Here is a 20,128-nt window from a genome sequence, read left to right as displayed (position 1 = left end):
GCTCCTCAGAGAAGTTCGGCGTCCTGCTCGATGCCGAGCAGGGCCGGTCCAGTGGCGGCGAACAGGGCGGTCATCGCGTCGTCCAGGTCCTGACGACGGGTTACCCGCAGGCCGGTCGCGCCGCACAGTTCGGCGTACGCGGCCCAGTCGGGGTTGTGCAGGGACGTGTGCCAGACGGGGTAATCGGCGGCGAGTTGCTCCTTGCTGATCTTGCCGAGCGAGTGGTTGTCGAGGAGCACATGCTTGATCGGAATGCCGTACTTCACCGCGGTCGTGAGCTCCGCGGCGTACTGCCCGAACCCGCCGTCGCCGGTGACCGCGACGATCGGCCGGCCCGGAGCCGCGGCCCACGCGCCGAGCGCGGCCGGGTAGCCGAAACCGATCGAGCCGAGGTAGCCGGACATCAGCACCGGTTGGCCTTTCGACTCCAGGTACCGGCCGAGCGAGTACGCATGGTTGCCGACGTCAACGGTCACGACGGCGTCCGCGGGCAGGTGCCGGGACAGCGCGTCGAAGACGGCCGCTGCGGACACGCCGCGGCCACGGTCGTCGTCGACCCGGCGCCGCTTCTCCGCCCGCCAGATCGCCCACCGCTCGGCCACATCCGGTCGCTGGTCCTCTGCCTTCACGTCGGTGAGCAGTCCGGTCAGCGCGGACAGTGCCAGCCGCGCGTCGCCGAGAACATCGACGGCGACCGGGTCGAACCGGCCGATCGCGGCGTGGTCGTCATCGATCTGGACGATCGGCTTGTACGCCGCGATACCGGTGTGGTTCGAGAACGAGGCGCCCACGACGAGCAGCAGGTCCGACTCGTTCATCAGCCAGCTCGCCACCGGCGTACCGCTGCGGCCGAGCACCCCGGCGCCCAGCGGGTGGGTGTCCGGAACCAGCCCTTTGGCCTTGAACGTCGTCAGCACCGGTGCATTCAGGCGCTCGGCCAGTTCGCGCACCTCGAGCGAGGCGTCACGCGCACCGTGCCCGACGACCAGGACCGGTCGGCGCGCGTCGCGGATCAGGGCGGCGGCCCGGATCAGGCTGTCCTCGTCCGGCCGGATCTGCCGCGGCGACAACCGTCCCCGCGGACTCGCGGCCGGGGCGTCGGACGGCAGGACCTGTACCTCGTCGGGCAGCACCAGGTGGGCCACGCCGCGGCCGTCGACCGCGTGCTTGACCGCTAGCGCTGCTAGCTCCGCGTGGTCGCTGCCGGCGTTGACCGACGTACTGGAGACCGCGACGTCCTTGAAGACCGCGGTCAGGTCAAGGTCCTGGAACGCGCCGCGGCCGAGCCACTTCGACGGCACCTGCCCGGAGACAGCGAGGACGGGCGAGCCGTCGAGTTTGGCGTCGTACAGGCCGGTGAGCAGGTTGGTCGACCCCGGACCGGCGATCGCGAAGGCCACCGCCGGCCGGCCGGTCAGCTTGCCGTAGGCGCCGGCCGCGAAGGCTGCCGCGCCCTCGTGCCGGATACCGATGTAGGTGAGCTCGCCGCGCACCTCGGCCCGCCGCATCGCCTCGGCGAACCCGAGGTTGGAGTGCCCGACCATCCCGAACACGTGCGTGACGCCATGCGCGACCAGCGTCTCGACGAGTACGTCGGCCACCGTCCGCACCGCCTCGGCCGGCTCCGGCAGCTGCACATAGACCCCGTCGTCCCGCTCGTCCACCGGGTACGACGGGACGCTGTCGGAGAACCCCTCCGGCGGCTGACCGGTGATCGGGTCGTAGTCGTACCCGTGCCACGGGCACCGCAGCAGACCCTTCTCGATCGAGCCCTCACCGAGCGGACCGCCCTGGTGCGGGCACTTGTTGTCCAGCGCGCCGAGCCGCGCCCCGCAGCGGGACAGCGCGATACTGCGGCCATCCACCACCACACTGCGGACCCGCCCGTCCGCCGGTACGTCGACTTCGTCCACCCGATGCCAGTTCGCCGTCATGTAACGTCTCCCACCCCTCGCGACACGGACCGTCTGAATGAACAGTGCCGTCCCGCGGCCCTGCGTTACAGGAGGAGACTTGCCGTGATGGAAGACCGTTCGCTGGCCGTAACCCGTCGCTCCCTGCACGGTGTCGCCGAACTGCTGCTGGCCGGACCGCAGCACCGCGATGGCGGTGGACTCCGGCTACGCGTCGTACCGGGCGGCTTCAGCACCCTCGACGGCACCCGTCGGGTCGAGGGCGACTTGCTGGTCACGCCAACGCAAGAGCTGCCGCTGGAGGGCACGTACGCCGAGTTGGCGGCCGCGGCGGGCATCGAGGCATGGCGACTCGACCACGTGTACTCGGGCGGCCCCAAGATCGCACCCGAGGAACGACTGGAGGTCGACCCCGCCGCCGCCCGTCTGCTCGCGGACGCCTTCGCCCGCGGTGACGCCGCCCTCAGGGCGCTCGCGCCGGAGGAGACGCCGGTGCTGTGGCCCGAGCATTTCGACGTCGGAATCACGGTCGCGGAAGTCAACTACGGCGTCTCACCAGGTGACGACTACCTGGCCGAGCCTTACGCGTATGTCGGCCCGTGGACACCGCGGACCGGTGATTTCTGGAATGCCCCGTTCGGCGCCGTCCGGCCGCTCGCCGAGCTGCCCGATGTTGTCGAGTTCTTCACTATTGGCAGATCCCTGCTGGACAACTGACCCAGAGCACCCGGAATACTGGCGGGCATGCTGAACTCCGCACTGCGTAGTCGGGCCGAGTATGCGGAACTCGGTGCCGACGGACTGGCCGCGCGTACGTCGCCCGAACGGGACGCGCTGATCGTCAAGGCGGTGCAGGAGCTGCTGGAGGGCCGCGAGTCGGTGCTCGACCTGTGCTGCGGGTACGGGAGGGTCGCGCTGCCGCTGCGCCGCGCCGGCAAGGTCGTGCGCGGGCTGGACATCTCGCCGAACCTGCTCGAGGCCGGCCGCGCGCAGGCCGCCGAGGAGGAGCTCGCGATCGACTGGGCGATCGGCTCGATGACCGACCTGCCGTACAAATGGGACTCGTTCGACGCGGTGATCTGCCTGTGGACGGCGTTCCACGAGCTGTTCGCCGAGGACGAGCAGATCTCGACGATCTGCGAGATCTCCCGGGTGCTGAAGCCGGGCGGGATCGCGATCATCGAGGGCCCGGTCTGGGGACCGGCGACCGCGGCCGAGATCGCGAACGGGATGCGGCAGGGCCCGGAGCACCGGATCGTCACCACCGAGCACGACGACGACCGCAGCAGCGTGCACTTCATCCACGACGAGATCAGCTACAGCCGGCTCTGCGCGGCCGCCGGAATCGACGACTTCAAGGTCTACAAACGCGACTGGGGCGGCCGGCGGCGGCTGATCCTGGAGATCCGCCAGCCGGCAACTTCCTGACATGTCAACAGGAGCAGATCCCCACTCCACATTGGGGATCTGCTCCTTATTTCATCGAGTCTAAATCCACTCCCGGTATTTCCGGAAAACTCAGCTTTTTGCTTCGAGATTCAGCAAGAATCGTTTAGCGTCCAGCCCGCCGGCGTATCCGGTGAGCGCCCCGCTCGCGCCGACCACCCGGTGGCACGGCAGGACGACGCACACCGGGTTCGCCCCCAGCGCGGTACCGACCGCCCGCGCGGCCTTCGGCCGGGAGATGTCGCCGGCAACGGTGCCGTACGTCGTGGTCCTGCCGTAGCTCGTGTGCGTCGGCAGATCCTCGAGCACCAGCCGCTGGAACGGTGTCGCGAGCACGAGATCCACCTCGACATCGAACGCCCGGCGGTCACCGGACAGGTATTCGTCGAGTTGCCGTCGTACGTCGTCCAGCGGCCGGGGCTGCCGTAGTACGCGCGGGGACACGGCCCGGGCGAGCCGGGTGGTCATCGTCTCCTCGTCCCCGAACGAACTGGCGACAACGCGACCGCCGGCCACCGCGAGCAGCAAAGTCCCGATCGGGGTGTCGTGCAGTGTGTAGGCGACGTCGGCGTCGGGCAGGACGGGTGGCCTCAGGTCAGGTGTGTCGAGCCGGGTCAGCCGGCTCTCGAGATCAGTCATCGTGTACTCCGAGTTTCGTGCGCAGGGTCGCCAACGCGTCGCTGACGAGCCGGCGCGACGCGGCGGGCGTGGTGTCCAGAGCGGCGGCCACGCCGTGGTGGTCCAGGTCGCCGACGTATTTGAGCGTGATCGCGAAGCGTTGCCGCTCCGGGAGTTCGTTGACCGCCCGCCACAGGTCGGGATCCGGCCAGGCCGCGGCCTCCGGCCCGTCGACTGCGACCGGTGGCGCCTCGTCCAGCGGGCGCTGCGGTTTCCGTGCCCGGTGGACGTCGGTCGCGCACCGGGCGGTGATGGTGAGGAGCCAGCTGCGCAGGTTCTTCGCCGAGGTCAGCGTCGGGTATGCCGCGTACGCCTTCTCCCAGGCGCGTTGCGCGACGTCGTCGCCGTCCTGACCGGCCATCGCCCGCGCCAGCCTGGCAACGTCTCGCCAGTGCGCGTCGATCAGCGCCTGGAACGGCGGCAATCCGACTTTCTCCCGAACCATCACGCCAGTAGAACGCACGGATGCCGGGTGGTGTGAGGGAACCCGCCGCCGGCCGCCGGATGGACAGGTGGTCCGGATTCCGAGATTGTGCAGTTAGCTAGTAGACATTGATGCGAAGATAGCTGACATGACGACGACACTCCTCACCCGCCGTCGCGTCATCGATCTGCTGCGGACGGCGAGCGCCACCTGTCGGTGACCCGTTCTCTCGCTGCCGTCTGCATGAGGCCTGTCTGATCACGCCTCTTCACACATCACCTGTGGTCCCTGCCCCGTTCCGAGGGAGAGACATGTCTGTACCTGCCCTGAATCGTCCTGCCCTGGCCGTAGTCCCCGACCGCCCAAGAAACTTCAGTGTGGAGCGGGTCGTGGACGCCGACGTCTACAAATCCGTGTTCCGTCGCCATGCCGCCGGCGTCGTGGTGATCACCGCGGACGCCGGGCACGGTCCCGTCGGCTTCACCGCGACCTCGCTGGTCTCGATCAGCCTGCTGCCGCCACTGGTCTCGTTCGCGATCGCGACCAGCGCCTCGAGCTGGCCGGCCGTGAGTACGGCGAGCAGCGTGGTGATCAACTTCCTGTCCGCCGATCAGCACGCGATCGCCGGCCGGTTCGCCACCAGCGGGATCGACCGGTTCGCCGAACCGACCCGCTGGTCGCGGCTGGCCACCGGCGAGCCCGCGCTCGACGACGCCCCGAGCTTCCTGCGCGCACAGATCGCGCACCGTTTCGCCGTCGGCGACCACTACCTGGTGGTCGCCCGCCTCGCCACCCACACCGAACGTCGTGAGCACGAGCCGCTGCTCTACCACGACGGCCGCTACGCGAAAGCACACCATGTCTAGAAAACGCCTCTACTCCGCCCTCGCCCTGCTCGCGCTCGTCACCGGCTGCAGCGGTAACGCCGCCGCCGACGGCGCCGCCAAGCTGTCGCTGGACGCGCCGCTGCCGACCTCGGTCCCCGACGGCACGAAGATCGTGGTCGGCGACCCTGCCACCGAGGTCGCGCTCAAGCTGTCCGGTCAGATCGACAAGGTCTCGAAGTTCGTCCAGTTCGCGAACCTGAGCGGCGGTCCGCAGACCACCGAGGCGTTCCGGGCGCACGCCCTCGACCTCGGGTCGGTCGCCGAGATCCCGCCGATCCACGCGACCTGGACCGGCCTGCAGGTGAAGATCGTCGCCTCGAAGTTCCGCCAGGACGCGCTGAACCACCCGATCTACAAGCTGGGCATCGCACCCGGGGTGTCGGTGAAGACCCTCGGCGACCTGCGCGGCAAGAAGATCGCGTACAGCCCGGGCCAGGCGCAGGGCGCGCTGATCCTGAAGGTGCTGCAGAAGGCGGGCCTCACCAAGGAGGACGTCAAGCTGATCGAGATCCCCAGCACCGGTGACGTGTACACCCAGGCGCTCGCCGGCAAGCAGGTCGACGTCGCCCCGATCGGCGGCGTACAGATCAAGCGCTACCTGACCAAGTACGGCAAGGACGGCGCGAGCACGATCGACCACGGGATCCGCGACGACGCCGGTCACCTCTACGGACCGGTGGAGTCGCTCGAGGACCCGGGCAAGGCGGCCGCGATCCGCGCGTACGTCGCCGCCTGGGGGATCGCGCAGGACTGGATCGACAAGCACCCCAAGGAGTGGATCCAGGGGTACTACGTGAAGGACCAGGGCCTGACCGCCGCCGATGGGCAGTGGCTGGTCGACAACGCCGGGCACCCGGACATCCCGGCGGACTGGAGCGAGGCGATCCAGCGGCAGCAGGAAACCATCGAGCTGCTCGCCAAGGAGACCGGCAACAAGGTGATCCAGGCCAAGGACCTGTACGACCTGCGGTTCCAGACCGTCGCCGCCGACGCGATCAAGGGAGGCGCCAAATGAGCGCGACCACGCTGCCCGGACTCCGGCAGCGCACGACCTCGGCCCCCGTCGTACGGCGCCGGCGCCTCGGGCCCGGGAAGCCGATCAGGTTCGGCGCCGCGATCGGACCGGTACTGCTGCTGGCGATCTGGAGCCTCGGATCCGCCACCGGTTGGATCGACCAACGAGTACTGTCCGCGCCGTGGACCGTGGTGACCACGGCCGGCGACCTGATCGCCGACGGCCGCCTGCAGTCGAACCTGTGGACGTCCGCACAACGGGCGCTGATCGGCCTCGCCTTCGGCATCGTGCTGGGCGTCGTCCTCGCGCTGATCTCCGGCCTGTCCCGGCTCGGTGAGGCGGTCCTCGACGGGCCGATCCAGATCAAGCGCGCGATCCCGTCACTGGCGCTGCTGCCGCTGCTGATCCTCTGGCTCGGGATCGGCGAGTCGATGAAGATCGTCACCATCCTGCTCGGGGTGTTCGTGCCGATCTACATCCACACCCACAACGGCCTGCGCACCATCGACAGCCGGTACGTCGAGCTCGCGCAGACCGTCGGATTGTCGCAGTGGGACTTCATCCGGCGCGTCGTACTGCCGGGCGCACTGCCCGGGTTCCTGCTCGGGCTGCGGTTCGCGGTGACCGGCGCGTGGTTGTCGCTGGTCGTCGTCGAGCAGATCAACTCCACCAGCGGTATCGGCTACATGATGGAACTGGCCCGCACGTACGGGCAGACCGACATCATCATCGTCGGCCTGGTCGTCTACGGCATCCTCGGCCTGCTGTCCGACGCGGTCGTCCGCCTGATCCAGAGGAGGGCCCTGTCGTGGCGACGAACGTTGGCCTCGTAACCGTGCAGGTCCGCGACCTGGTCCGCCGGTACGACGATCGCGCCGTCCTGGACGGAGTGGACCTGGACATCGCACCGGGTGAGTTCGTCGCCCTGCTGGGCAAGAGCGGATCCGGGAAGAGCACGTTGCTGCGGGCCCTGGCCGGGCTGGATCACGACGTCGACGGATCCGGTGAGCTCGCCGTACCCTCGCAGGTCTCCGTCGTCTTCCAGGATTCCCGGTTATTGCCCTGGGCAAATGTCCTCGACAACGTCGTCCTCGGCCTCAAAGGCGCCGTGGAGCGCGGGCGGCAGAGCCTCGAAGAGGTCGGGCTGGCCGGCCGGGAGCAGGCCTGGCCGAACGAGTTGTCCGGTGGCGAGCAGCAGCGGGTCGCGTTGGCGCGGTCGCTGGTGCGGGAGCCGGAGCTGCTGCTCGCCGACGAGCCCTTCGGTGCGCTGGACGCACTGACCCGGTTGAAGATGCACGTGTTGCTGCGCAAGTTGTGCGCGGCGCACCAACCCGCCGTACTGCTGGTGACACACGACGTCGACGAGGCGATCGTGCTGGCCGATCGGGTGATCGTGCTCGACGCCGGCCGGATCGTCGCCGCGGAGACCATCACGTTGCCGGCGCCGCGCAGCGCGGCCGATCCAGGATTCGCCGCGGTCCGCTCGCGGCTTCTCGACGCCTTGGGAGTTTCGGTATGAGTAGGCAGTTGCACCTGAACGCGTTCCTGATGAGCACCGGGCACCACGAGGCGTCCTGGCGGCTGCCGGAGAGCGATCCGTTCGCGAACACCTCGGTGGCGCACTACCAGGCCCTGGCGCAGCTGGCCGAGCGCGGCAAGTTCGACTCGATCTTCTTCGCGGACTCGCCGGTCCTGTTCGGCAACGTCGGGCGGCGTCCGGCCGGGTCCCTGGAGCCGACCGTGCTGCTCACCGCGATCGCGGCCGTCACGTCCCGGATCGGGCTGATCGCCACCGCGTCGACGACGTACAACGATCCGTTCAACCTGGCGCGGCGGTTCGCCAGCGTGGACCACGTGAGCGGTGGGCGGGCCGGCTGGAACGTGGTGACCACCGCGGGCCCGGAGGCGGCGCGCAACTTCAACCTCGCCGACCAGCCGGCGCATGCGGAGCGGTACGACCGCGCGGCGGAGTTCCTCGAGGTCGCGTACAAGCTCTGGGACTCGTGGCAGGACGATGCCGCGATCGCGGACAAGGCCTCAGGTGTCTGGGCCGTGGACGAGCGAGTCGTACCGATCGATCACGTCGGGCGGCATTTCCAGGTCCGTGGGCCGCTGAACCTGCCGCGGTCGCCACAGGGGCATCCGCTGATCGTCCAGGCCGGGTCGTCCGAGGACGGCAAGGGGCTGGCGGCGCGGTACGCCGAAGCGGTCTTCACCGCGCAGCAGACGCTGGAGGACGCACAGGACTTCTACCGGGACCTGAAGGCGCGTACGGCGGCGGTCGGGCGGGACCCGGAGACGATCAAGATCCTGCCCGGGATCGTGCCGGTGATCGGGTCCACGGTCGAGGAGGCGCAGCGCCTGGAGCGGCAGCTGGACGAGCTGATCCGGCCGGAGTACGCACGGTTGCAGCTCGCGAAGACGCTGCGGGTGTCGCCGGAGGACCTGCCGTTCGATCAGCAGCTTCCGGCGGACCTGCCGGACGAGGACGAGATCGAGGGTGCGAAGAGCCGGTACACGCTGATCGTGACGCTCGCCCGGCGCGAGAACCTCACGGTCCGTGAGCTGATCGGCCGGCTCGGCGGCGGGCGCGGGCACCGCACGTTCACGGGGACACCGGAGCAGGTGGCGGACGCGATCCAGCACTGGTTCGAGGCCGGCGCGGCCGACGGCTTCAACGTGATGCCGCCGGTGCTCCCGTCCGGTCTCACGACATTCGTGGACGAGGTGATCCCGATCCTCCAGGCCCGCGGCCTGTTCCGGACCGACTACACCGGCACAACCCTGCGCGACCACTACGGCCTGGCCCGCCCCGCCGGCCGGACACCCCAGCTGCAGGAGGCGACTGCCTGATCCGCTGGTGGTGGGCCCCGTCAGGTGGCCGGCCCAGCACCAGCCCTCCGACCGCCAGGCCATCACAATTGCGCCCGCACGTCGGGCTCCCGTGGGGCTCGCCCGCCGGGCGCGCATTGTGATGGCCTGCAGATCCGTCACACGCGGACGACGAGCTTCCCGACCGCCTGGCCGTCCTGCATGATGCGGTGGGCCTCGCCGATTTCGTCCATCGTGAAGACGCGGTCGATCCGGATCGGGAGCTTGCCGGCCGCGACCAGGTCGACGTACCGCTGGAACGCGTCCGCGGGCAGGTCGGAGCTCTCGCCGCCGTACGCGGCCAGCCGGACCCCGTTCGGGAGGTATCCGATCGGATAGAAGTCCGGAATCGTCCACGAGTCGCTGAGCATTCCGGTGAAACACACCGTGCCATGCACCGCGGTCGCCCGGAGCGTGTCCGGCAGGACATTCGTCCCGACCAGTTCGAGCGCCGCGTGCACGCCGCCCGGAAGAATCTCCCGGACCTGTTGCGCAACGTTGCCGTCGTCAACAATCGGGTGATCGACGCCGAGATCCCGCAAAACCTGTGTGCGTTGGGGATTGCGCGTCGTCGAGAACACGGTCAGCCCGTGTTCCTTCGCCAGTACGGCGGCCGCGACGCCGACCGACGACGTACCGCCGCGGACCAGCAGCGCCTGCCCCGGTTCGATCCCGAGACCGGTGTGGAGCGAGCCGTGCGCGGTCTGCAGCATCTCCGGCAGCGCGCCGAGGGTCGCCCAGCGGAGGTCCGTCGTCACCGGGATCACCGAAGAGGCCGGTACGACGGTGTACTCGGCGTACCCGCCGTCGTACTCGCGGCCCATGCCGCCCATCATCGCGACCACCTGCTGCCCCGGCGCGAACTCACTGCCCGGAGCCAGGTCGATCGTCCCCGCCGCCTCGATCCCCGGGATGACCGGGAAGCGCGCGTTCGTCGCGAGGCCCGCGCGGAGGTGGTACTCCGACCGGTTCAGGCCGAACGCCTCCACCTTGATTCGCACCCACCCCGGCGCGGGCTCAGGCACCGCAACCCGCCGTACCCGAAGCTCCTCCGGCGCCACCGGCCCGTCCAGCACGATCGCCCGCATGTCCATGCCGCCAATCTTGCATGAGGGTGTGAAAGAGTTTCTTTCATGGGGAAGCTCCCACGGGTGGTCGCGCACCGCGGTGCCAGCGACGTGAACCCCGAGCACACGCTGGCGGCGTACCAGCGAGCGATCGAGGTCGGTGCGGACGGGCTGGAGTGCGACGTCCGGCTGACCGCCGACGGCCATCTGGTCTGCGTCCACGACCGCCGGATCGAGCGCACCTCGAACGGGCGCGGCGTGCTGTCCACGATGAGCCTCGAAGAGCTGGAGAAGTACGACTGGGGCTCCTGGAAGCGCCCGTGGGCCGAGCTGGACGAGGAAGCCGAACTGCCCGGTCTCGACGTCCGGAAGGTGCTCACGCTCGACACGCTGCTCGCGACCGTGCGGGACGCGGGCCGCCCGGTCGAGCTGGCGATCGAGACCAAGCACCCGACCCGGTACGCCGGGCTGGTCGAGCGGCGCCTCATCGAGGCCCTGGACCGCTTCGGCTGGGCGCACCCGAAGATCGGAACGGAGTCGCCGGCCCGGGTGATGAGCTTCTCCTGGCTCTCCCTGCGCCGGATGCGCACCGCGGCGCCCGGCCTGCGCACCGTCCTGCTGATGGACCGCGTCCCGCTGCGCTTCCGCGACGGCTCGCTACCGACCGGTGTCTCGTACGCCGGACCGAGCCTGGAGATCGTCACCGCGCACCCGGAGTACGTCGATCGCGCGCACAAGCACGGGCATCAGGTCCATGTTTGGACCGTGAACGCCGAGAACGACATCCGGCACTGCCGCGAGATCGGTGTCGACGCGGTGATCAGTGACCGCCCCGATGTCGCGTTACGGGTCCTTGCCGAAGGGCCTGAAGGAGTAGGACGTCGTACCTGACCTGCAGGTTTGTGACACGCCGGGATCAGTTGGTGTGGTTTGTGTCACGCCGGTCTGGATACGTAGCGAGACGAATGCGGGCGGTTATTGCAACGTTCAATTCCGTCGATTTCGTCACGGTTTCCCAGTGTTTAGGCGTGATCTTCGCTCGGCTATGTAACGGAATATCCACTGGTGTTTTCCGGGCCGGGATCGTGGGGAGAAGTCCTTGTGGCTGAACCGATCATCGAGGAGACCCTGCTTGTCCTCTGCGACCCTGCCCGCCGACGTGAGCGTTGTGGACGTCGTACTGCCGCACGAAGTGTCCGCGGTAGCGGATGCCCGCCGCCGTCTGGCCGGCTACCTGAAGCGTCACCGGGTCACCACCGCCGCCTGTGACGACGCGCAGTTGGTGCTCTCGGAGCTGCTGTCCAACGCGATCCGGTACGCGCCCCCGCTGCCGGCCGGTGAGGTACGGGCCGCGTGGTGGATCGACCGGGCCGGGATCCATGTCGAGGTGACCGACGGGCGCGGCGACACCGAGCCGCACCGGATCAGCGAGCCGCACCCGGAATCGATCGGCGGCCGCGGCCTGGCCATCGTCGACGTCCTCACCTCCAGCTGGGACGTCCGCACCGCCGCCCGGCACCGCACGGTGCACGCGATCGTGCCCAGCTAGTTGTACTGCTGGTTCGCACTCCGGTACCTCGGGCTGTAAGACTGCGGGGTTATGGGAAAGAAGTCGCGGCAGCGCGCGAAGAACACGACGACCGTCACGCTCGACCCGGCCGATCTGGTGGACGTCGGGCCGCGGGAACCCTGCCCGTGCGGTTCGGGCAAGCGGTTCAAGCAGTGCCACGGCAAGGAGCGGGCACAGGCCGCCGACACCTTCGTGGTGCGGCCGTTCGAGGGGCTGCCGTCGGAGTGCGATCTGATCGCGTTCCGCGAGATCGTGCCGTCCGGCACGGTGCAGGTCGAGCTGACCGGCCAGGAAGTCGGGGCAGAGCACGCGGGCAAGGTACTCAACCTCGTCACCCTGCTGCCGATGGCGATGCCGGGCGTGGTGCGCGACGACGAGACGATCTGGATCGGCATGCAGACCCACGCCTCGTCCGGCGACCCGAGCCGCGACCTCGGCCACGCGATCACGACGGCGCTGCGGACCGACCCCGGGCACCCGGTGCAGGTCGGCGACCTGATGAAGGACGGCCCGCGGCTGCAGGACCTGATCGACACCAGCAAGCCGATCGAGATCAAGGTCCACGAAGGTTTCGAGTACTGGGTCGGCGAGAACGTCGAGGACCCGACCGGTGAGGTCGCGGCCGGTCTGGAGCGCGCGAACGCCGCGGCGGCGCCGACGGTCCGGCTGGAGTCGGTCGAGGCGGCGTACTGGACGAAGATCGGCGACCGCATCTACCTGCGCTGGGTGCTGCCGCACACCGAGGACACGCTGCTCGACGCGCTCGCCCGGCTGCACGCCGCCGGTGGATCGGCGCTCATCGACGGCAGCCGCCTGATCGGCTCGTTCCGCGCCCTCGGCGTCCTCGCGCCGGTCTGGGAGCTTCCTGCCGGTACCGAGGCCGCCGACGTCGAGAAGCCGGCGGCCGACTTCGCCACCGCGCTGGAGAAGGCTCTCGCGACCGACGCGCCGCTGAGCACCGAGGAGCGCGCGGCCCGGGCCGGCCTCGCGAGCCGCCAGCTCACCATCCGCTGACCAAGCAGAACGCCCGGCTGAATCATCAGCCGGGCGTTTCTGTTCACTCAGAGTGGTCTAGGCCATGATCGTTAAAATCGGCCGAGAACGTGGACGGCCCAAGTCCTGCTGACGGGGGAGCAACAGGGCCTGGGCCTAGGCATGAAGAGTACTCAGGCCCGGGCCTCGGCACAAGCCCCGATTTCACTCCGCGTGTCGTTGGGCTTACGGGGCTGCGGGCGCTCGCAGGACCGGGCACGACATACAACGCGGTCCGCCACGCCCGGAACCGAGCTCGGAGCCGGAGATCCGGATGACCTCGATCCCGGACTCCTCGAGGCGCGCATTGGTCTCGACGGTGCGCTCGTACGCGATGCAGACCCGCGGGGCGAGGGCCAGGGTGTTGTTCCCGTCGTCCCACTGCTCGCGCTCGGCCGTCACCGGGTCCAGGCCGGTGTCGATCCGCCGCAGCGTGTCGATGCCGAGTGCCTTGGCCGCCGCGACCAGGAACGGCTCGGGTTCCGCGACGTGCAGCTGGTCGCCGTCGGTCGTGACTGCCAGCGCCCGCATCTCCTCGGCCATGTTCGGGTACATCAGCACGGCGTCGGTGTCGACCATCGTGCAGACGGTGTCGAGGTGCATCGTCGCCCGCTGCTGAGCGATCGGTACGGCGAGAACGGTGTGCGCGAGGCCCTTCGTGAAGACCCGTCGCGCCAGCCGCTCCACACCGGCCGGTGTGGTCCGTTCCCCGACTCCGACCGCGAGTACGCCGGGACCGAGCGCGAGCACGTCCCCGCCTTCGACATGCTCCAGCTGGTGGTCGTACACCTTGTCGGCGCCGGCGAACCGCGGGTGGAACGTGTAGATCAGCTCGGTCAGCTGCGTCTCGCGCGCCCGGGCCGGCATCGCCAGTGAGGTGACCGCGACCGAGTCCCGGATCCAGACGCTCGAGTCCCGGGTGAACAGCAGGTTCGGCAAGGGGTCGATCAGGAAGTCCTCGTGCGCCAGCAGCGACGTGACCAACCCGCCCGCGTGCACCTCGTCGTTGCGGACGCCGGCCATCAGCGCCTCGGCCAGCCCGGCCGCGTCCAGGTCGCCGAGTGACGCCCGCAGGTAGTCGCGCAGGGTGTCACCCAGGCGCAGGTCCTCGGTCGCGCCGGCGACGGCCTGGGCACGGGCCTCGGGGTTGGCGAGCGACTCGGTCAGCAGCTCGCCGAGATACAGCACCTCGACGTCGCGGTCGCGGAGTGCCTGGGCGAACGCGTCGTGCTCGTCCTGCGCGCGGCCGACCCAGGGGATGCCGTCGAACAGCAGCTTGTCGTTGTTGCGCGGGGTGAGCCGCCGGAGCTCGTTGCCCGGCCGGTGCAGCATCACCGTCCGCAGCGGACCGACCTCACTGTCGACGCCGTACGCCGTACTTCCCTGCCGCGCCTCGGTCATCCGTCCGCCCTTCGCTCAGCCGTGCCCACCACGCTACGACAACCCGATCAATGTGTCTGATTGTCCGACAATATCCGTGAGATGGCCAATCAGGAGCGGACCCGGTCGTAGAGCAGGCAGAGGGCGCCGGACTCGGTCGGGGTCGAGTCGGTGAGCTTCCACGACGTCGCCGGCAGGCCGTCCTCGAATAGCCGGTCCCCGCCGCCGACCAGCTCCGGGTCGAGGGTGATGCTGAGCCGGTCGATCTCGTCGGCCGCCAGCAGGGCGCGGATCACGCTCGAGCTGGCCAGCACGATGATGTCGCCGCCGTCCTGGTCACGCAGTCGCTGGACGACGTCCGCGGGCTCGCCGTCGGCGATCCGGGAGTTCTGCCACGGCGCCTCGGTCAGCGTCGTCGAGAAGACCACCTTCTCGGTCTCGTTCAGCCAGCGCGAGAAGGTGCGGTCCTGCGGCGAGGCGTTCTCGTCGTCGGCCACCGCCGGCCAGAAGCCTCCGAAGCCCTCGTAGTTCTTCCGGCCGAGCAGTGCCGTGGTGGCCGGCCCGGTCACCCGGAGCATGTGATCGCGGGCGCCCTCGGTGATCGCGTGCGGAACGATCCAGCTCATGTCGTAGTCGCCACCCGCGCCGTTCACCCGGCCGTCGAGCGAGAGCGAGATGTTGGCGGTCACTGTGCGGGTCATTTTCCTACCTCTTTCTGATCGGTCCTGCCTGACACCTGAAATCCTGCCGCCGCGGCCATCCCGGAACATCTGCCACCTGGCCGATATCGGCGGGCCCTGGCCGATGCCGCAACCTGTCGACAGAGAAGATGCCGCGATCCGGACCCCTTCCGGCGGTTTTCCACAGGCTCGTTCGAAAGAACGAGAAATCCACAGGCAGCGGATACTGACGCGGTGGATCGGCTGCGGAGGAACTAGGCTGCGGTGCTGTGCCCGATGAAGACCTGTCCCCCGAACCGTTCGAGCGTGCCGTCGCCTGCGTGATCCCGGCGAAGGACGAGGCCGACCGGATCGCGGCGACCGTCGACGCGGTGCACAAGCTGATCGGCGTCGACCTGGTCGTGGTCGTCGACGACGGCTCCACGGACGGTACGACGGAAGCGGCCGAGCGGGCCGGTGCGGTCGTCGTACGGCATGAGCGCAACCGCGGGAAGGCCGCCGCGATGGAGACCGGAGCGGCCGCTGTCGCGGAGCGCGACGGCGCCCGGCCGCGGCACCTGCTGTTCCTCGACGCCGACCTGACCGACACCGCGGCCGGAGCGGGCCCGCTGCTCGCGCCGGTGCAGACCGGCCGCGCGGACATGACGATCGGGACGCTGCCGGCGCAGGTCCGGGCCGACGGGTCGAAGGCCGGCGGTCACGGGTTCGTGGTCCGGCTGGCGCGGGCCGGGATCCAGGAGGCGACCGGCTGGGCGCCCGAGCAGCCGTTGTCCGGGCAGCGCTGCATCACCCGGGCCGCGTTCGATTCCGCCGTACCGCTGGCCGCCGGGTTCGGGGTCGAGACCGCGCTGACGATCGACCTGGGCCGGAAGGGTTTCCGGATCGTGGAGGTGCCGATCGAGGTCCGGCACCGCGCGACCGGGACCGACCTGCGCGGTCAGCTGCACCGCGCGAAGCAGTACCTGCACGTCCGGCGGGCCCTCGCCGCTCGCAGTGCGCTGCCCGCGGACGGTGGTGGGCCGTCGCTGCGCAGTCTGTTCCCGCGGAGACTGCGCAATGAGCACTGAGCTCGGCCTGAAGTACGGCCGCCGCGCTGTCGCTCTCTATCTGGCCTGTACGGCGCTGATCGTCGCGGTCGGCCTGCTCGGTCCGTCCGTGGTCGTGCTGACGCTGACGAACCGGCACCCCTGGCTCCCGTCGTACTGGTTCGACACCACGCCGAACGACTGGCTGGTGTCGGTGATGATCTACGTCGCGATCGCCCTCGGCGGGTACGGCGTTTTCCTTGCCACCAAGGCGTTGAAGCACGGCTGGGCGCCGCGCATCGACCGATTGATTGCCCTGGGCATCGGTACGACGGCGGCGATCACGCTGGTCCCGCCGATGGCGTCCGGGGACGTGCTGATCTACGCGGCCTACGGGCGCATCATGGCGCTCGGCGGCGACCCGTACACGGCCTCGCCGGCCGACACCATCCGGCTCGGGTACGACTCGGTGATCACCGCGACCGAGCGCCCGTGGCAGGGCGCGCGCAGCGTCTACGGGCCGATCGCGACGTGGATCCAGTGGCTGTCCTCAGTGATCGGCGGCGACTCCGCGCAGCTCACCGTGTGGATGCTGCAGCTGTCGGTCGCGATCAGCCTGGTCGTCACAGGTCTGCTACTGGTCAGGCTGGTCGGCAAGGACCTGCCCGCCAAGCGGCGCGTGATCATGCTCAGCCTCGCGAACCCGCTGCTGCTGTGGTCGGTGCTCGCCGGTGCACACAACGACGCGATCGCGGTGATGTTCGCGGTGATCGCGCTGGTGCTGTTCCGGCGGCACGTGTTCCTGGCCGGCATCCTGATCGGCGTCGCGGGCTGCACCAAGCTGTCGATCGGCCTGGTCGGCGTGGCGATGCTGTGGGCGCTGCGCGCCGACCGTCGGAAGTGCCTCTACTTCTGCGGTGGCGGCGCGCTCGCGATGGGCGGGCTGTACGCGATCGTCGGGCTGCAGGCGTTCCAGCAGGCGCGATCGCAGACGTCGTTCATCTCCACCGGTACGCCGCACAAGGTGCTGCTGAGCTTCTTCACCCTGTTCCTGCCGAACGGTCTGGTGCGGACCGTCCTGGCGATCCTCGCCTGGGTCGGCCTGATCGTGGTCGCGATCCTGCTGACGCAGGTGTTCCCGAAGTCGTTGGTGCCGCAAACGCATCCGGACGACCCGACGCCGGCCGCGATCCGCTACACCGCGATCTACGCGATCGCGTGGGTGCTGACCGCGATGTACTCGCTGCCCTGGTACGACGTGATCGCCTGGGTCGCCCTGGCCGCGGTCGCCGCGTCCAAGGTCGACGGTCTGATGGTCGTCCGGACGACGATGCTCGCGATCGCGTACGTCCCCGGGCGAGATCCGCACGCGCGCCAGGTCGCCTCGAGCCTGTCGGACTCCCTGGAGTTCTTCAGCGCGCGCCTCCGCGACACCCTCTGCCCCGCGATCGAACTGGCCGTCCTGATCGGCCTGATCGTCTGGGCCCGCCGCAACGGCGCCCAGTGGTGGCCATACGACTGGCCCCGCCGCAAACAGAAGTCCGTCGCGGAAAACGCCGAAGCGCACTAGCTCCAGAGGTCGTGGCCCGCTGCGACTGCCTTCGCGAGGATTGTCTTCACCGGCTTCTTCAGGGCGTTCGCGGCCGCGGCCACGTCGTCGTACTCCGGCTGCACGTTGATCACCTGGCCGCCGTATCGCGCGATCTTCACGTGGATCGACTGGCCCTCGACGTCGACGGTGGCGAACTCGCGGTCCGCGGCGTGCTTGCGGATCCCGAACTCACGCAGTCCGATCGCGGAGGTCTCGGCCAGGATCACCGCCCGGACCGTCTCGGCGTTCGCGCCGCCGACCAGGACCGACAGCGTGTGCGCCGGACGGCCCTTCTTCATCAGGATCGGGGTCAGCCACGCGTCGGCGGCGCCGGCCTCCATCAGCCGGGCCAGGACCTGCGGCCAGATCCGCGGGTCGAGGTCGTCGACGTTGGTCTCGTACACGAGTTCAGTGGCCAACTCGTCGGCTGACGCACCGATCACCACGCGGAGGATGTTCGGCACCTCGACCGGGTCCCGGCCGCCCGCTCCGACACCGGTCTGCTCGATCCGCATCGGTGGGAGGGGGCCGAAGTCGTCCGCCAGGGCCGCCAGCAGTGCGGCGCCGGTCGGTGTCGTCATCTCGTACGGCGCTGGGCCGCCGGTGACCGGTGCTTCGGCTTCGGAGACCAGGTGCAGTACCGCGGGACCTGGGATCGGGATGCCGCCGTGCTGACCGCGTACCTGAGTTCCGCTGCCGAGAACGATGGTCGAGACCACGATGCGATCGAGGTCGAGTGAGACCGACGCGGCGGCTACTCCCACGATGTCCGCGATCGCGTCGAGCGCGCCGACCTCGTGGAAGTGCACGGTGTCCGGCTCCACGCCGTGTGCGGCGGCCTCCGCGCGGGCGAGCCGCCCGAATGTATCCAGCGCCCGAGCCCGCACCGCGTCATCGAGCCGAGCCTCCTCCAGCAACCGCCGAACCTCAGCCCAAGCCCGAGTAGGCCCATGTTCGGCCCCCTCAGCGTGACCGTGTCCGTGACCATGGCCATGCCCGTGGCCGTGCCCGGCATCCGGGATGTTCTCCGGGTGGGGTTCGCCGTTGACCTCGACGGTGGCTTTGGTGGCGGCGATCTGGTGACGAGCGGTCTGCGTGACCGTGACCGACAACGACGGGTCCACAGCAGCAACCGCAACATTCACCGCGTTCAGGTCAGCACCCGCCGAGATGAACGCCCCCAGGAGCATGTCCCCCGAGGCACCCGCAGAGCAGTCGATCCAAGCGACCCTCATCACGCTTCCTTCGTCTCACGCGGAGCCGCCTGGCGCGCCACCCGTGCAGCGAACACCCCGGCCCCGAACCCGTTGTCGATGTTCACGACCGACACCCCAGGCGCACACGAGTTCAGCATCCCGAGCAGCGCCGCCAGCCCGCCGAACGAGGCGCCGTACCCGACCGACGTCGGCACCGCCACCAGCGGAACCCCGACCAGCCCACCGACAACACTCGGCAATGCGCCCTCCATCCCCGCCACCACGATCAGGCAGTCCGCCGCGTCGAGCCGCTCCCGCACCCCGAGGATCCGGTGCAGCCCGGCGACACCCACGTCCGTGATGACCTCCACGCCGGCCCCGAACACGCGAGCCGTTGTCGCCGCCTCGGCAGCCACAGGAGCGTCCGACGTACCAGCAGCCACGACGGCAACCGTCCCGCGCTGCGTCGGCGGTTCGCCGAGCACCGCCGTACGGCCGACCGGGTCCACCACCGCATCCGGCAGCGCCGCGGTCACCGCCGCCTGCGCCTCGTCCGTCAACCGGGTCGCCAGTACGGCGTGGCCGGGATGAGTGGCGTGGAGCGTCCGCAGCAGTTCCACGACCTGAGACGGCGTCTTGCCCGCTCCGTAGACGACTTCGGCGTCCCCGGTGCGCTCGAGCCGGTCGGTGTCGAGCCGCGCGTACCCGAGGTCGTGAACGCCCGGCTGTGGGCCCTGATCAGGCAAATGTGTCACGCCGCGAATCTACGTTGCCGCGGCCCGGCGTACCGCATCCGTCCCCGATCGCACACGCTGTGCGATCACCTGAACACTCAGGCATAACACTCGATGCCTTAGGCTCTCGTGCTGTGTCTTCGACGTTAGCCGGTGCCTTCGGGGTCGCCGCCCTGTTCGTGGCGGTGCTCGCCCTGGTGTTCGCGATCCAGGCCCTCCGGGCCCGGACGGTCTCGTCGGACCAGGTGTCACCCGCCGTACTCCCGGAACCGGAACCCCAGCCGGCGCAGCCGGAAACCAAACCCGGCACCGTGAAGTCGGAGCTACGCAGACTGGGCAAGGACCTCGAAGTCACCCGCGGCGAGCTCAAGGAAACCCTGCAGCATCTGGCCGTCGTCCGGTACGACGCCTTCGGCGAGACCGGCGGCAAGCTCTCCTGGTCGATGGCGATCCTCGACGACAACGGCGACGGCGTCATCCTCACCTCGATCAACAGCCGCGCCGACGCCCGCACCTACGCGAAGGAAATCAAGTCCTTCACCAGCGAATCCAAACTCTCCCCAGAAGAGGAAGAGGCCCTGGAAACCCTCCGCAAGGAGTCCGAGCAGCCCTAGTGTCC

Annotated in this window: 21 protein-coding genes; 13 read left to right on the top strand and 8 right to left on the bottom strand. The window is 69.4% G+C overall.

All coding sequences use genetic code 11. The features are described 5' to 3' along the window. Nucleotides 1-5: 5 nt before the first annotated feature. Nucleotides 6-1,934, bottom strand: a complete 1,929-nt coding sequence (locus tag E0H92_RS01045; protein ID WP_131495081.1) for a thiamine pyrophosphate-binding protein — start codon at nt 1,932-1,934, stop codon at nt 6-8. Nucleotides 1,935-2,018: 84 nt separating this feature from the next. Here E0H92_RS01045 and E0H92_RS01040 point away from each other — a divergent pair, with 84 nt between their 5' ends. Together E0H92_RS01040 and E0H92_RS01035 are read left to right on the top strand one after the other, a co-directional pair. Continuing rightward, nucleotides 2,019-2,630 carry a hypothetical protein gene (locus E0H92_RS01040; protein WP_238173257.1) on the top strand — a complete coding sequence of 204 codons (612 nt, stop codon included), beginning with the start codon at nt 2,019-2,021 and terminating at the stop codon, nt 2,628-2,630. Nucleotides 2,631-2,657: 27 nt separating this feature from the next. Beyond that, nucleotides 2,658-3,341 carry a class I SAM-dependent methyltransferase gene (locus E0H92_RS01035; RefSeq protein WP_131495080.1) on the top strand — a complete coding sequence of 228 codons (684 nt, stop codon included), beginning with the start codon at nt 2,658-2,660 and terminating at the stop codon, nt 3,339-3,341. A gap of 90 nt (nt 3,342-3,431) precedes the next feature. On the opposite strand, the gene E0H92_RS01030 is transcribed toward E0H92_RS01035, so the two are convergent. Both E0H92_RS01030 and E0H92_RS01025 read right to left on the bottom strand, forming a co-directional pair. After that, on the bottom strand, nt 3,432-3,998 hold the full coding sequence (locus E0H92_RS01030; protein WP_131495079.1) for a methylated-DNA--[protein]-cysteine S-methyltransferase: 567 nt from the start codon (nt 3,996-3,998) through the stop codon (nt 3,432-3,434). Continuing rightward, a complete protein-coding gene (locus E0H92_RS01025) occupies nt 3,991-4,482 on the bottom strand; it encodes an RNA polymerase sigma factor (protein WP_131284822.1) in 492 nt (163 codons plus the stop codon). The genes E0H92_RS01030 and E0H92_RS01025 overlap by 8 nt, the downstream gene beginning before the upstream one ends. A 290-nt stretch (nt 4,483-4,772) precedes the next feature. Here E0H92_RS01025 and E0H92_RS01020 point away from each other — a divergent pair, with 290 nt between their 5' ends. The 5 genes from E0H92_RS01020 to E0H92_RS01000 are packed head-to-tail and all read left to right on the top strand — an operon-like array spanning nt 4,773 to nt 9,216. After that, nucleotides 4,773-5,327 carry a flavin reductase family protein gene (locus tag E0H92_RS01020; RefSeq protein WP_131495078.1) on the top strand — a complete coding sequence of 185 codons (555 nt, stop codon included), beginning with the start codon at nt 4,773-4,775 and terminating at the stop codon, nt 5,325-5,327. Then, entirely contained in the window at nt 5,320-6,363 is a 1,044-nt protein-coding gene (locus tag E0H92_RS01015) for an ABC transporter substrate-binding protein (RefSeq protein ID WP_131495077.1), read from the top strand. The genes E0H92_RS01020 and E0H92_RS01015 overlap by 8 nt, the downstream gene beginning before the upstream one ends. Next, entirely contained in the window at nt 6,360-7,196 is an 837-nt protein-coding gene (locus E0H92_RS01010; protein ID WP_131466873.1) for an ABC transporter permease, read from the top strand. The genes E0H92_RS01015 and E0H92_RS01010 overlap by 4 nt, the downstream gene beginning before the upstream one ends. Continuing rightward, nucleotides 7,172-7,882: an ABC transporter ATP-binding protein gene (locus tag E0H92_RS01005; RefSeq protein ID WP_131495076.1), complete on the top strand. Its 711-nt coding sequence runs from the start codon at nt 7,172-7,174 to the stop codon at nt 7,880-7,882. The genes E0H92_RS01010 and E0H92_RS01005 overlap by 25 nt, the downstream gene beginning before the upstream one ends. Next, nucleotides 7,879-9,216, top strand: a complete 1,338-nt coding sequence (locus E0H92_RS01000) for an LLM class flavin-dependent oxidoreductase (RefSeq protein ID WP_131495075.1) — start codon at nt 7,879-7,881, stop codon at nt 9,214-9,216. The genes E0H92_RS01005 and E0H92_RS01000 overlap by 4 nt, the downstream gene beginning before the upstream one ends. Before the next feature lie 137 nt (nt 9,217-9,353). Here the strand turns inward: E0H92_RS01000 and E0H92_RS00995 are convergent, their stop codons facing one another. Further along, a complete protein-coding gene (locus E0H92_RS00995; RefSeq protein ID WP_131466870.1) occupies nt 9,354-10,328 on the bottom strand; it encodes a zinc-binding alcohol dehydrogenase family protein in 975 nt (324 codons plus the stop codon). Nucleotides 10,329-10,367: 39 nt separating this feature from the next. Between E0H92_RS00995 and E0H92_RS00990 the strand changes: the two genes are divergently transcribed. The 3 genes from E0H92_RS00990 (at nt 10,368) to E0H92_RS00980 (ending at nt 12,885) form a co-directional block, all read left to right on the top strand. Continuing rightward, nucleotides 10,368-11,192, top strand: a complete 825-nt coding sequence (locus E0H92_RS00990; protein ID WP_131495074.1) for a glycerophosphodiester phosphodiesterase — start codon at nt 10,368-10,370, stop codon at nt 11,190-11,192. A 241-nt stretch (nt 11,193-11,433) separates the two neighbouring features. After that, nucleotides 11,434-11,850, top strand: coding sequence for an ATP-binding protein (locus E0H92_RS00985; RefSeq protein WP_131466868.1), 417 nt, complete (start codon nt 11,434-11,436; stop codon nt 11,848-11,850). Between the two features lie 51 nt (nt 11,851-11,901). Beyond that, a complete protein-coding gene (locus E0H92_RS00980) occupies nt 11,902-12,885 on the top strand; it encodes a DUF5926 family protein (protein ID WP_131466867.1) in 984 nt (327 codons plus the stop codon). Nucleotides 12,886-13,089: 204 nt separating this feature from the next. Here E0H92_RS00980 and E0H92_RS00975 read toward each other — a convergent pair whose 3' ends face one another. Continuing rightward, a complete protein-coding gene (locus E0H92_RS00975) occupies nt 13,090-14,304 on the bottom strand; it encodes an arginine deiminase (protein WP_131495073.1) in 1,215 nt (404 codons plus the stop codon). Between the two features lie 89 nt (nt 14,305-14,393). Next, the gene (locus tag E0H92_RS00970) at nt 14,394-14,984 is read right to left on the bottom strand and encodes a dihydrofolate reductase family protein (RefSeq protein ID WP_131495072.1); all 591 of its coding nucleotides are present in this window, start codon (nt 14,982-14,984) and stop codon (nt 14,394-14,396) included. A 248-nt stretch (nt 14,985-15,232) separates the two neighbouring features. Between E0H92_RS00970 and E0H92_RS00965 the strand changes: the two genes are divergently transcribed. Continuing rightward, the gene (locus tag E0H92_RS00965; RefSeq protein ID WP_131466864.1) at nt 15,233-16,030 is read left to right on the top strand and encodes a glycosyltransferase family 2 protein; all 798 of its coding nucleotides are present in this window, start codon (nt 15,233-15,235) and stop codon (nt 16,028-16,030) included. After that, nucleotides 16,020-17,558: an MptA/MptB family glycosyltransferase gene (locus E0H92_RS00960; RefSeq protein ID WP_131495071.1), complete on the top strand. Its 1,539-nt coding sequence runs from the start codon at nt 16,020-16,022 to the stop codon at nt 17,556-17,558. The genes E0H92_RS00965 and E0H92_RS00960 overlap by 11 nt, the downstream gene beginning before the upstream one ends. Here the strand turns inward: E0H92_RS00960 and larC are convergent. Further along, nucleotides 17,555-18,814, bottom strand: a complete 1,260-nt coding sequence (gene larC / locus E0H92_RS00955; RefSeq protein WP_131466862.1) for a nickel pincer cofactor biosynthesis protein LarC — start codon at nt 18,812-18,814, stop codon at nt 17,555-17,557. The genes E0H92_RS00960 and larC overlap by 4 nt on opposite strands. After that, nucleotides 18,814-19,530: a nickel pincer cofactor biosynthesis protein LarB gene (larB, locus tag E0H92_RS00950; RefSeq protein ID WP_131466861.1), complete on the bottom strand. Its 717-nt coding sequence runs from the start codon at nt 19,528-19,530 to the stop codon at nt 18,814-18,816. The genes larC and larB overlap by 1 nt, the downstream gene beginning before the upstream one ends. A gap of 113 nt (nt 19,531-19,643) precedes the next feature. On the opposite strand from larB, the gene E0H92_RS00945 reads away from it, so the two are divergent. Next, nucleotides 19,644-20,123, top strand: coding sequence for a DUF4446 family protein (locus E0H92_RS00945; RefSeq protein ID WP_238153298.1), 480 nt, complete (start codon nt 19,644-19,646; stop codon nt 20,121-20,123). Nucleotides 20,124-20,128 lie beyond the last annotated feature (5 nt).

The sequence above is a fragment of the Kribbella speibonae genome (genome assembly GCF_004331375.1).
Lineage (GTDB): Bacteria > Actinomycetota > Actinomycetes > Propionibacteriales > Kribbellaceae > Kribbella > Kribbella sindirgiensis.
This window is presented reverse-complemented; position numbering and strand designations above follow the sequence as displayed.